11 protein-coding genes are annotated in these 12451 nt (G+C 72.3%); 8 read left to right on the forward strand and 3 right to left on the reverse strand.

Going from position 1 to position 12451, the window contains the following annotated elements:
- Positions 1 to 195 precede the first annotated feature (195 nt).
- Positions 196 to 1251, reverse strand: coding sequence for a hypothetical protein (locus ABD332_RS19635; protein ID WP_344503429.1), 1056 nt, complete (start codon positions 1249 to 1251; stop codon positions 196 to 198).
- Between the two features lie 121 nt (positions 1252 to 1372).
- Positions 1373 to 1669 (reverse strand): DUF1232 domain-containing protein, encoded by a 297-nt coding sequence (locus ABD332_RS19640; protein WP_344503430.1) that lies wholly within the window; start codon positions 1667 to 1669, stop codon positions 1373 to 1375.
- Positions 1670 to 1699: 30 nt separating this feature from the next.
- Here ABD332_RS19640 and ABD332_RS19645 point away from each other — a divergent pair, with 30 nt between their 5' ends.
- The 8 genes from ABD332_RS19645 (at position 1700) to ABD332_RS19680 (ending at position 11366) form a co-directional block, all read left to right on the forward strand.
- Positions 1700 to 2827 (forward strand): damage-control phosphatase ARMT1 family protein, encoded by a 1128-nt coding sequence (locus ABD332_RS19645; protein ID WP_344503431.1) that lies wholly within the window; start codon positions 1700 to 1702, stop codon positions 2825 to 2827.
- Positions 2828 to 3107: 280 nt separating this feature from the next.
- Entirely contained in the window at positions 3108 to 5084 is a 1977-nt protein-coding gene (locus tag ABD332_RS19650; protein ID WP_344503432.1) for a peroxidase family protein, read from the forward strand.
- A 43-nt stretch (positions 5085 to 5127) separates the two neighbouring features.
- Positions 5128 to 5637 (forward strand): hypothetical protein, encoded by a 510-nt coding sequence (locus ABD332_RS19655; protein WP_344503433.1) that lies wholly within the window; start codon positions 5128 to 5130, stop codon positions 5635 to 5637.
- A 9-nt stretch (positions 5638 to 5646) separates the two neighbouring features.
- Positions 5647 to 6339, forward strand: coding sequence for a hypothetical protein (locus ABD332_RS19660; RefSeq protein WP_344503434.1), 693 nt, complete (start codon positions 5647 to 5649; stop codon positions 6337 to 6339).
- 61 nt (positions 6340 to 6400) lie between these two features.
- Complete coding sequence (locus ABD332_RS19665; protein WP_344503435.1) at positions 6401 to 7336, forward strand: hypothetical protein; 936 nt, start codon at positions 6401 to 6403, stop codon at positions 7334 to 7336.
- A gap of 20 nt (positions 7337 to 7356) precedes the next feature.
- Positions 7357 to 9027 carry a hypothetical protein gene (locus ABD332_RS19670; RefSeq protein WP_344503436.1) on the forward strand — a complete coding sequence of 557 codons (1671 nt, stop codon included), beginning with the start codon at positions 7357 to 7359 and terminating at the stop codon, positions 9025 to 9027.
- 69 nt (positions 9028 to 9096) lie between these two features.
- The gene (locus ABD332_RS19675; RefSeq protein ID WP_344503437.1) at positions 9097 to 10539 is read left to right on the forward strand and encodes a flavin-containing monooxygenase; all 1443 of its coding nucleotides are present in this window, start codon (positions 9097 to 9099) and stop codon (positions 10537 to 10539) included.
- The gene (locus tag ABD332_RS19680) at positions 10536 to 11366 is read left to right on the forward strand and encodes an alpha/beta fold hydrolase (RefSeq protein WP_344503438.1); all 831 of its coding nucleotides are present in this window, start codon (positions 10536 to 10538) and stop codon (positions 11364 to 11366) included. The genes ABD332_RS19675 and ABD332_RS19680 overlap by 4 nt, the downstream gene beginning before the upstream one ends.
- On the opposite strand, the gene ABD332_RS19685 is transcribed toward ABD332_RS19680, so the two are convergent.
- A complete protein-coding gene (locus tag ABD332_RS19685) occupies positions 11314 to 12240 on the reverse strand; it encodes a DUF559 domain-containing protein (protein ID WP_344503439.1) in 927 nt (308 codons plus the stop codon). The genes ABD332_RS19680 and ABD332_RS19685 overlap by 53 nt on opposite strands.
- Between the last annotated feature and the right edge of the window lie 211 nt (positions 12241 to 12451).

Consider the following 12451-nt stretch of genomic DNA (forward strand, 5'->3'; position numbering starts at 1 on the left):
CCGGTCGCCGGCTGAACTGGAGGAAAGATCAGGCAGCAGCGTCCGGCGAGCGGTGAGCTCGCGCGGCCGCGGCAACGAAACGCCTGATACGCATGCGGAGAGTGTACCTCAGCGGCCGTCCCTCAGATCGCTCCTCAGATGGCTCCTCGGATCGCTCCTCGGAGTCGTTCCTCAGGTCGTTCCTCAGGTCGCTCCTCAGAAGCGGGACGAGTACTCGACGGTGAAGCCGCTGTTGACGGCGGCGCCGGCGTTGTTGAAGCAGCTGACGCGGATGCCGAGCGCGCCGGCGCCGGGGGTCCACGGCGAGTGCAGGCCGCAGAAGTCCGGCGTGGTGCCGAACGCGGTGACCTGGACGTTGCCGGGCGGGGCGGCGATCGAGGCGAACGTGACGGTCCAGATCGGGGGACCGCCGGCCAGGGTGCCACCGCCGCCGGCGGAGTTGAAGTTCGTCAGGGGAGGGCCCAGCGGCGGGGTGTTCCAGAGGTAGCCGAACCGGTAGGGCGGGGAGGCGCCGCCGTACAGGGCGCGCTGGTAGGTCCATGTGAGCGTGAAGCGGGTGTTGGTCGGCACGCCGGCGGAGCTGAAGCAGTAGACGCGGAAGAACTGGCCGTTGGCGGAGGACTGCCAGCTGGCGACCTTGCACCTGGCGCCGGCGGCCGGGTTGACGGCGGTGGCCTGGACGTTGCCGGCCTGCGGGCCGGCTGTGCCGAGGCCGGTCAGCGCGACCGAGTAGAGGCCGGGGCCGGCGTTGGTGACGGTGTTGGCGGCACCGGTCGAGTTGTACTGGGTGATGATCCCGCCGGCGCTGTTCGCGTCCACATAGCCGAAGCGGGAGGCGGCGAAGACGCCGGAGCTGCGGGCGAACTGCACGGAGAAGCCGGGCTGCGAGTCGAGAATCCCGCCGGGGCGGTAGCAGCTGACCATGACGAGCTCGTCCGGGCCGGAGGGGCCCCACGCCTCGGCCTGGCACCAGCGGCCAGGGGGAGTGGCGAACCCGTCGTGCACGGCGGTCACGTGCACGACGCCGCCGGCGGTGGCGATGCCGGGGAACTTGACCAGCCACCGGCCGACCCCGCTGGGGCTGACGGTGGTCGCGGCCGGCCACTGCTGCGACACCACGCCGCCCGACCACAGCGCGAACCCGAACGCGTCGGGCAGCAGCGCGGCGGCCGGCCTGGCGGCGCCGAGGGCACCGGTGAGCGCGGCGGCGAGCATGACGGTGACGGCGCCCGTCAGTCGTCTGAACCTCATACGTTGCCTCCATCCTGGGAAGGGGGAGGGCAGCGTATCGACCAGCGTGGATTAATAACGGTCGGATCGAGGACTCGCGGCGCGACGCCGCACAAAGAGTCGTATGGGGTGATTGCCGGTGTCAGCGGACCTTCTGCTGCGGGCGCTCCCGGTGCTTCGCCGCCAGGCGGGTCAGGTAGATCAGGGCCGCGCCCAGCACGCCGACGTCGTCGAGGTAGATCGGGTCGGGCAGCAGGTCGACCGGGGAGATGGTGTAGATGATCGCGCCCCAGAACGCGAACTTGCCGCCCGCGCCCATCGCCTGCAGGTATTTCCCGGTCTTCCAGACGCGGGTGGCGAGGACGATCGCGGTGACCAGCATGGCGACCAGCAGCAGCCCGCCGATCACGATGAGGCCGTAGAACACGATGTCGTCCATGGGCGTGAGTCTACGGGTGATACTCGCACCATGCCCGACACGCCGCCCGTCACGCCGCCTCAGATCACCGGGGCCGACCCCGCGTCGTTCGCCGCCGCCGTCCTGCGGGACCGCCACCCGGCCATCGTGGCCAGGGTCCTCGCGGACTTCCCCTTCGCCGCGCCGGTCCGGGACGCGCTTGCAAGGTTCTTGCAGGACCCCACGGTGACCCCGCTGCCGCGCGACGCCCACGACTGCAAGGACTGGGACCGGTGGGGCGAGCCGTACTTCGGGCGGTCGATGTTCGAGGTGCCGTTCCTGTGGGCGGAGAACTACTTCTACCGGCGGCTGCTGCACGCGACCGGCTACCACGAGCCCGGGCCGTGGCAGGGGATCGACCCGTTCGGGCCGCAGAAGGCCGCCGACCTGCCGGGTCCGGCGGAGCTCGCGGCGCTCGACGCCTTGCAAGCCCTGCCGGAGGACGACCAGGCCGCGGCGCTGGTGGCGGCGGCGCTGTGGGGCAACCGGGCCGATCTGGGGTTCCAGCTCGCGCACGGACTCGCCGACATGCAGGCCGAGCTCGTGGCGGACGACACCGAGCGGCTCTGGAAGTGGCTTGCAAGTGGCGGCGGCACCGTCTGCGTGGTCGCCGACAACGCGGGCCGGGAGCTGCTGCCGGACCTGGTGCTCATCGACTTCCTGCTGCGCACCGGCCGGGCCGCCCGCGTCGAGCTGCACGTCAAGCCCGCGCCGTACTTCGTCTCCGACGCGCTCACCGCGGACGTCCTGGCGGAGCTGCGGCGCTTCGGCGACGGCAGCGAGATCGGGGGGCGGCTGTGGGAGGCGCTGCGGGCCGGGAGCCTGGAGCTCGTCACCGACCCGTTCTACTGTGCGCCGCTGGAGTTTCCGGAGATGCCCGCCGGCCTCGCCGCCCGCTTCGGGGCGGCGACGCTGACCATCCTCAAGGGGGATCTGAACTACCGGCGCCTGGTGGGCGATCGCGACTGGGCGCCGGAGACGTCGTTCTCGGGTCTTACCGCATACTTTCCCGGGCCGGTCGCGGCCCTGCGAACGGTGAAGTCGGACGTGGTCGCCGGGTTGGCCGCGGGCGTCGCGGCGAAGCTACCCGCGTCATGGCGCACCAGCGGCAGTTTTGCCATGGTCCAAGTGCGGGGTTGACACCGTGGCGGTGGTCGTGAAGGTCGGGCCGGCCCAGATGCTGCGGTTCGTCGTCATGTTGAGCACTCTGCCGGGCGCCACTTGGCGGCCACTTGCGGTCGGCTTGCGAAGCCCCTCAAGGGTGGTTGCGGTCACGCGTCGATGGCGCTTGTAGCCCGGATATTTCCGATATGTCGGTCGCTGCAAGCCTTAAGACAGACTTGAAGACCCCTTCATTGACGCTCATGCACGGGCGGCGAAGCATTGCCATCGGCGAGGCGGTCGCACCTGTGGAGGAGTCATGGGTCATCGCATCGGCAAGCTCGTCCCGTTCTCCGTGCAAGTCGTGGCGCTGGCGGTGGTGGCGGCCGGGGGCACGGCCGTCGCGCTCGCCGCCGACGTCGCACCCGGGTTCTCCGGCCGGCACCGGCCGCCGGGGCGTGGTGGGGGCGTCGACCTGGAGGTGCAGAGTCTCGACGGATCCGGCAACAACCGTGCACACCCCCGGTGGGGCAGCGCCGGGCAGCCGTACAGCAGGGTCGCGCCGGCGCGCTACGCCGACGGCCGGTCCGCGATGGTGCAGGGCCCTGACGTGCGCTGGGTCAGCAACCGCGTCTTCAACGACACGAACCAGAACATCTTCTCCGACCGCCGGGTGAGCCAGTGGGGCTTCGTCTGGGGCCAGTTCGTCGACCACACCATCGGCCTGCGGGAGGAGGGCACCGCGGAGAAGGCCGACATCGCGTTCAGCGCCGCCGACCCGCTCGAGTCGTTCACCAACACGCTCGGTGGCATCCCGTTCACCCGTTCCAGGCCCGCTCCCAGGCCCGCCCCCGGCGGCGGGCCGCGGCAGCAGACGAACCTGGTCAGCTCCTACGTCGACGCCTGGGCGGTGTACGGCGGCACCCGCGAACGCCTCGAATGGCTGAGGGAGGGCCCGGTCGACGGCGACCTGACGAACAACGGCCCGCACCTGCTGCTGCAGGACGGCTACCTGCCGCGCCGCGACAGCCGCGGCGACCCCGGCACCGCGCCGGCGATGGCGGTCGACGGGATGCTGCTGGGCCGCCCCGGCCGGGCGGTCGTCGCCGGCGACCAGCGGGCCAACGAGAACATCGGGCTCACCGCCGTCCAGACGCTCTTCGCCCGCGAGCACAACCGGGTCGTCGACCTGCTGCCCGCGACGCTCAGCGCCGAGCAGCGCTTCCAGATCGCCCGCCGGGTCGTCATCGCGGAGCAGCAGTTCATCACCTACGAGCAGTTCCTGCCCGCGCTCGGCGTCACCCTGCCGAGGTACCGCGGCTACCGGCCCGACGTGGACGCGTCGCTGTCCAACGAGTTCGCCACCGTCGGGTACCGCGCCCACAGCATGATCCACGGCGAGCTGGAGGTCTCGTCGGCCGCGGACCGCTACAGCACCGCCGTGCTGGACCAGCTGCGCCGCGGCGGCGTACAGGTCGAGGCCGACGGCGCCGACGTCGAGCTGGCCGTCCCGCTCAACGTCGCCTACTTCAACCCCGACCTCGTCCCGGCGCTGCAGCTCGGGCCGCTGCTGCGGGGCATCGGCGCCGAGGCCGAGTACCGCAACGACGAGCAGATCGACAACCAGCTGCGCAGCGTCCTGTTCCAGGTCCCGGTAGCCGGCAACCCGCAGTGCCTGGACGGCCCGGCCCTCCCGCAGTGCTTCCGCGGCGTCGTCGACCTCGGCGCGATCGACGTGCAGCGCGGCCGCGACCACGGCATCCCCGGATACAACCAGCTGCGCCGCGCGTACGGGCTGCCGGCCCGCCGCACGTTCCGGGCGATCACCGGCGAGGCGACCGAGGAGTGGCCGCGCGACCCGCGGCTGACCGCCGGCAAGGAGGTCGACGACCCCTCGGCGCTGGACTTCGTCGCCCTGTTCGACGCCGCCGGCAAGCGGGTCGACCCCGCGTCGGAGGAGGCGTCGACCTCCGTCACCCGCGGCGTGCGACGCACCGCCCTCGCCGCCCGGCTCAAGGCGGTGTACGGCTCCGTCGACCGCGTCGACGCGTTCGTCGGCATGGTGGCCGAGCCGCACGTGCGCGGCACCGAGTTCGGCGAGCTGCAGCTGGCGATCTGGAGCCGCCAGTTCCAGGCGCTGCGCGACGGCGACCGCTTCTTCTACCGCACCGACCCCGGACTGGAGATGATCAGGCGGGTGTACGGGGTGGACTTTCGCCGCTCCCTGGGTGACATCATCGCCCTGAACACCGACATCGCGCGATCAGACCTGGCGCCGGATGTGCTCCTGGTCTGACGCTTTCCTGGTTTTGTTCCGTGGGCCTGGGTAGGACCTCGCAATGCAACCTGAAGCCGACGAGTCGGTGCCGGAGCTGGCGCCTCAGCCTGACGACGAGCCGCCGGCGCCCGCGCCACCCTCCACCTCGACCGGGCAGACCTCCTCCCCGTCCGGGCCGACCAGCGGTGCGGCCGGGCAGATCAGCGGTGCCGCCGGACAGACCAGCGGTTCCGCCGCCTCGGCCGGCGGGCAGACCAACGGCGTGCCGTTCCGCGCGAACACCGGCGGGACACCCGCCGGGGCCCTGGCGACCCTCTGGAACGACAGCGACCGGCACCGTATCCGCGGCAAGTGGCAGGAGCTGCAGGCCAAGTTCCTCGACGACCCGCACCTGGTCGCCTCGGAGGCCGAACGGCTCGTCCAGGAGGCGGTCAGCTCCCTGACCACCTCCCTGGACGCCCGGCGCAGCCAGCTGCACCAGCAGCGGGCCGCCCGCGGCCTCGACACCGAGAACCTGCGCGCCTCGCTGCGCGACTACCGCGAGTTCCTCGATCGCATCCTCGGCCTCTAGGGGGTCCACATGAACTCGACGACGATCACGATCGGCCTGGTCGTGCTGGCCCTGGCGGTCGGCGGCTGGATCCTGCTGCGCGGCGGCAAGGAGGAGGAAGAGGAGGAGACGGCGGCCTCGTCGGCCCCGCCCACCCCCCGCCCGCCCGTGGCCGCGACACCCGGAGCCGCGATGCCCGGCACCGGCATGCCTGCCGCCGCGATGCCCGGCGCCGCGATGCCTGGCGCCGCGATGCCCGGCGCGGCGGTGCCCGGCACCGGCATGCCCGGCGCCATGCCCGGCGCCATGCCCGGCATGCCCTCCGCGAACGGCAACATGCCCGTCAACGGCGCGCAGATGCCCGCGTACGGGGCCGCCTACGGCGCCGCGGCCGGCGTCCCCGCGATGCCGTCGCCGATGTCCTCCGTGCCGGCGCCCGGCTCCTACTACTCGTCCACGTCCTCCCTGACGTCGGAGGGTCACGCGTACGAGGTCCGGGCCCGCTGGCAGGAGCTGCAGCTGCGGTTCGTCGACGACCCGCAGACCGCGGCGGGCGAGGCGGAGCGCCTCGTCGACGACGCCCTCGCCGGGGTGACCGCGTCGCTGAACGCCCGCAAGGACCAGCTCAGCACCTGGCGCGCCAGCGGCCGGGACGACACCGAGCAGCTGCGCGCGGCGGTCCACGGTTACCGCGACTTCCTGACGCACCTCGTCGGTCCATAGTTACTGGTTTCGTTTGATACGCACTGTCTGGCGGGCATACCTCCTGTGAAGGAGGACCGCCATGACAACCACCCAAGTTCTCATCACGATCGTCGTGCTCCTGGTGATCGCGGCGATCGGTTACGGCATCTGGTTCGTCACCCGGCGGCGGGCGCTGCAGCACCGGTTCGGCCCCGAGTACGACCGGGCCGTCGCCGAGGGTGACAGCCGCGCCGCCGCCGAACGGGAGCTCCGCGAGCGGGAGCGCCGCCACGCCGAGCTGGAGCTGCGCGAGCTCACCCCGGAGGCGCGCACCCGGTACACCACCGCATGGACCGAGATCCAGGCCCGCTTCCTCGACGACCCCGCCGGCGCCGTCCGCGACGCCGACGCCCTCGTCACCGAACTGGTCGCCGAGCGCGGCTACCCGACCGGCGAGTACGAGGAGCAGGTCGCCCACCTTTCCGTCGAGCACGCGCGCACCCTCGGCCACTACCGCGACGCGCACGAGATCAGCGACCTCAGCGACCGCGGCGAGGCCACCACCGAACAACTGCGCCAGGCCGTCGTCCACTACCGCACCCTGTTCTCGGACCTGCTCGGCGTCGACGCCACCCCCGGCGCCACCCCGTCATCCGCGGCCCCCTCCGGTACTCCTATCTCCGGCGCTGCTACCTCCGGCGCTGCCGCCTCCGACGACGTCCGCGCTGCTCATGCGGTCCGCGCCGATGACGTCCGTGCCGATGACGTCCGTGCCGATGACGTCCGTGCCGATGACGTCCGTGCTGACGGTGTCCGCGCGGCCGATGGCCGTGCCGACGGCCTCCGCGCCGACGATGGCCGTGCTGACGGTGGCCGCGCCAATGCGGTCCACGCTGACGACGCCCGTGCCGACCATGTCCGTGCCGGCGCTGTCCGTGCCGACGATGCGGCTGACGCTTCCGCCGTCCGCGACACCGACGTGCCCGGGCAGCGCGACCCCGAGGACGTTCCCCGCGACACCAGCCGCCGGTCGTAGGCCGGGAAAGGAAACCCCCGATGCAGGATCAACGCGGCAACCTCGACGAGACGCACGTGCCCGGCCCCCGCCACCCCTCCGACGACGACAGCACCGACGACACCGCCGTGGGCACCGCTCACACCGACCACGAGACCGGCGTTGTCCACGACGCCGACGCCGACGCCGACGCCGACGCCCGCACCGACGACGCGCGAGAAGGCGAGACGTACCCGGCGGGAACCTACGCCTCGGAGTCCGCCCTGACCGGCGCCGACCACGACGGCATCGCCGACCGCGACGACGTCAAGCTCGTCGACCACGACCAGGCCCTGGAGGAAGAGCGCGCCGAGGACCGCGCCGACGGCGACCGCTCGGACGACACCCTGTCCGACGGAGGCTCCGACGACTGGACGGGGAACCGTGCCGCCGACGAGCGTTCGGACGCCACCCCGGCCGACGGCAGCTCCGACGACTGGGCGGGGGACCGTGCCGCCGACGCGCGCTTGGACGAGACCCTGGCCGACGAACGCTCCGACACCCGGGCCGACGATGGCTCCGTCGACCACTCCGACGATGGCTCCGCCGACTGGACCGGCGAGCGCTCCGACGACCGGGCCGACGACGGCTCCGGTGACCGGACAGACGATCGGAGCGGTGACTGGGCCGGCGGGGCGACGGACACCGGCAACCCCACCCGTGACGAGACGGCCGAGGAGATCGCGGCCCGTGACGAGGACGAGGCCCGGGGCGACGCCGACTTCGTCCCCGCGGACATCGAGTCGCGGGCCGACGAGCGCGGCGAGGAGGAAGCCGCCGCCGCGGAGGACGCCGAGGACCGTGCGTGGGCCGCGGACCACGCGACCCAGCTCCGGGCCGGCTCCCTGCCGGAGGACCAGTCGGACACCCGCGCGGGCGACCACACCGCAGTCCTCGCGGACGACCGCACCGACGACGAAGCTTCCGGCACGCGTTACGCCGACACCGCCGTCCTGACGGACGACCACACCGACGACAACGCCTCCGACACGCGCGACGCCCACACCGACGGACGCATCGACGACGCGCCCACCTACGCGGGGGCCGACGACGCGTCCGCCTTCACCCACGCCGACGACGCGTCCGACTATGCGGCAACGGGCAACCGTGCCGACGACGATGCGGATGTCGATGTCGCCGACGACACTGATGCTGACACCGCGGACGACCGCCGGGACGGCACCCTCGCCGGGCCGGTCCTGACCGACGACCCAGTCGTGACCGACGAGCCCGTCACCGCCGGCGAGGACGGCGCCAGCAGCGAAGCGCTCGAAGGTGGCGAGGCGCTCGACGCCGGCGACGTCGTCGCGGTCCCCGTGCCGGCCGGAGCGGCGGACGGCGACACCACCGGCGCGGAGGGCGGGGCCGGGCAGGACCTGCGGCCCGGGGCGGTCGAGACGGTGCCGGTCGGAGCGATCTGGGCCGAAGGCGCCGCCGACGGCCTGCGCGAACGGTGGCGCGAGCTGCAGCTGCGCTTCATCGACGACCCGCGGTCCGTCGCCGGCGAGGCCGACCAGCTCGTCACCGAGGCGGTCACGGCCGTCACCGGGGCCCTCGAGTCGCAGCGGGCGCAGCTGAGCGCCTGGCAGCAGGAGGGCGGCGAGGACACGGAGCGGCTGCGGGCCGCGGTGCGCCAGTACCGCGACTTCCTGGACCGCCTGCTCGGCCTGTGACCGGATAGCTTCCCCGCGAAGATACCCGGTGGTAACCTCCCTGGTACCAGTCGGTACCAGGGAGGCTGCATGCACGTCAGGATCGCGATCGTCGGTGCGGGGTTCGGCGGCCTGGGCGCCGCGATCCGGCTCAAGCAGCGCGGCCACGACGACTTCGTCGTCTTCGAACGGGCGGCGGACCTCGGCGGCACCTGGCGCGACAACTCCTACCCGGGCTGCGCGTGCGACGTGCCCTCGCACGTCTACTCGTTCTCCTTCGCGCTGAACCCGGCCTGGAGCAACACGTACTCCCCGCAGCCCGAGATCTGGCAGTACCTGCGAAGCTGCGCGGACCGCTTCGGGCTGCGGCCCGGCATCCGCTTCGACACCGACGTGCGGCTCGCGTGCTGGGACGCCGCCGCCGGGCACTGGCGGATCGAGACGTCCCGCGGCGAGTGGACCGCCGACGTGCTGATCAGCGCCGGCGGCCCGCTCAACGAGCCGGTCGTCCCGAAGCTCGCCGGCCTGGAGACCTTCCGCGGCGAGACCTTCCACTCCTCCCGCTGGAACCACGACCTCGACCTGACCGGCCGCAGGGTCGCCGTCATCGGCACCGGGGCCTCGGCGATCCAGTTCGTGCCGGCGATCCAGCCCTCCGTCGCCCGCCTGACCCTCTTCCAGCGCACCGCCGCGTGGGTCATGCCGCGCAACGAACGCCCACTGCGTCGCTGGGAGCACACCCTGTACAAGCGGATCCCCGGCTCTCAACGCCTGATGCGCACGATCGTCTACTGGGCGATCGAGTCCACGGTCATCGGCTTCCTCCGCCCGCCCGTGATGCGGCTCGCGCAACGGATCGCGCTGCGCAACCTGCGCTCCGCCGTCACCGACCCGGCGCTGCGCGCCAAGCTGACCCCGGACTACGCGATGGGCTGCAAGCGGGTCCTCAAGTCCAACACCTACTACCCGTCGCTGACCCAGGACAACGTCGACGTGGTGACCGAGCCGATCGCGGAGGTCCGTCCACAAGGGATCGTCACCCGCGACGGCGTCGAGCACGAGGTCGACACCATCATCTTCGGTACCGGCTTCCACGTCACCGACCTCCCCATCTCCGAACGTGTCCGTGGCCGCGACGGCCGCAGCCTGGCCGAGGTGTGGCAGGGCAGCCCGCAGGCCTACCGCGGCACCACCGTCGCCGGCTTCCCCAACCTCTTCCTCCTGCTCGGCCCTAACACCGGCCTCGGCCACAACTCGGTCGTGCTGATGATCGAGGCCCAGATCGAATACGTCCTGGGCGCCCTGAAGACCCTGGACCGTGCGCGCAGCATCGAGCCGCGCGCGGAGGCGCAGCGTGCCTTCACCGCCGCCGTCGACCGCCGTATGGCGAAGACGGTCTGGACGACCGGTGGCTGCAGCAGCTGGTACATCGACACGACCGGCCGCAACTCCACCCTGTGGCCGGGGTCCACCTGGCGCTTCCGGCAGCGGATGAAGCGCTTCGACGTCACGGCATACGAGGTGACCGCATGACCGCACCGGAGCGCAGCGGAGGAGTGGGCATGACCCTGCACAGTGTCCGCAAGGGAACTGGTGAGCCGCTTGTGCTCATCCACGGCATCGGCCACCACTGGCGCGCCTGGGAGCCGGTCATCGACCTGCTCGCCGAGCACCACGACGTGATCGCGATCGACCTGCCCGGCTTCGGCCGCTCGCCCGCCCCGGCCGACAACCAGGGCATGCCGAGCGCCGTCGCGGCCCTGGCCGAGTACTTCGCCGAGACGGGCCTGGACCGGCCACACGTCGCCGGCAACAGCCTCGGCGGTGCCATCGCCCTGGAGCTCGCCGCCGCCGGCCACGCCCGCTCGGCGACCGCCCTGTCGCCCGCCGGCTTCTGCACCCCCGCCCAGGTGCGCCGCGCGCTGAGCATCCTGCGCGGCCACCGCGTCGGCGCCTTCACCCCCACGCCGCTGCTGAAGGTCTTCTACCGCACCGGCTTCGGCAAGGCATTCTCCTTCGGCTGGCTGGTGCGCGACCCGAGCGTCCTCACCGCCGAACGCGCCCTCGCCGACACCCTGGCCCTGCGCGGCGGCAGGGGCTTCGGCGCCGTCGCCCGCCACGGCCGCGCCTACGCCTACACCGCCCGCCCCGACGTCCCGGTCACCGTCGCCTGGGGCTCCCGCGACCGCATCTTCCTGCCGGTCCAGGCCGGCGTCGCCCGCGAACGCCTCCCCGACGCACACCACGTCGCCCTCGACGGCTGCGGCCACGTCCCCATGAGCGACAACCCCACCATGGTCGCGGAGGTCATTCTGCATACGACCACCGCCGCGACCATCCGTCCGCGCGCGCATTCATGACCGCCAGCGCCTCGCGCCGAACACCGTCTGGATCGCGGCGCAGGCGGGCGTGGGTGAACCGCACGACGGTCAGCCCCTCGGCCTGCAGCGCCGTGTCGCGGCGCAGATCCCGCTCCCGATCGGCGAGACCGGCGTGGAACTCCGTGCCGTCGAGCTCGAAGTCGACACCGGTGCGCGGGTCGAAGGCGTCCAGATACACCGTGTGCCCGCCCACCCTGACCGGTGCCTGCCATCGCAGGCCCTCGAATCCCGCACCGGCGAACACCCGCTGATACCCCCACAGCTCGAGCTGGCTCCTGCACCCCGCCTGCAGCAGCTCGACGAGCCGTGCCAGCCCGCGCCGCCCACCGATCCGTGGCGCGCGATCCAGGGCCGCCATGAGCCGATCGGGTGTCGTCATGCGGCGGTTGACCGCGACGATCGCCGCCGCCCGCCCCAGGTCCCGCTCCAGCAACGGCCAGCTGTCGACCACCGCCCGCTCGACGCGGACGACCCGCAACCCGTCGCGGACGACGACGTCGTCCAGCGGGGCCATCCGGCGATGGACACGGACGCCCGCCGCTCCGCGCAGGAAGTGCCCCGGCCCGATGGTGAGATGGATCGGGCCGGTGGTAGGCGCGGGAAGCCGCCACACCTCCAGCGCACTGGTGTGTGACAGCGCGCCGCTCTCGCCGCCATACCGGGCGACGGCCCGCAGCAGTGCCCGCCTGTCGTCAGCCAGAGCCGAGTCGACGAACGTCTTCGGGCAGACCCTGACGATCTGGCCGCAGCCGGCGGCACGGTCGACAACAACCCGATCGACGACGCGGACGGCGGCGCGTCGGAGCACGACACCGTCGTTGGCGTCGGCGAACTGCTGGAGTGACCGGTGCATGCCTGAATGCTGCCCCGCCCGCGCTTTTCGCGCTTCGCGGCCTGCGCCGATCTGTGGATAACTGCCCGCTTGTGGACAACCGCGAAACGGCCACGGCCGCGCGCATGCGGATAGACGTTGCGCGATCTACCCACATTCCAGAGATCATTTTGTGGGTGGATCGCGCAGCGTCGATGGCGCAAATGGGGCAAGTTGGGGCATTGATCAGCGT

Origin of the sequence: Dactylosporangium maewongense, from assembly GCF_039531485.1 — a bacterium.
GTDB classification, from domain to species: domain Bacteria; phylum Actinomycetota; class Actinomycetes; order Mycobacteriales; family Micromonosporaceae; genus Dactylosporangium; species Dactylosporangium maewongense.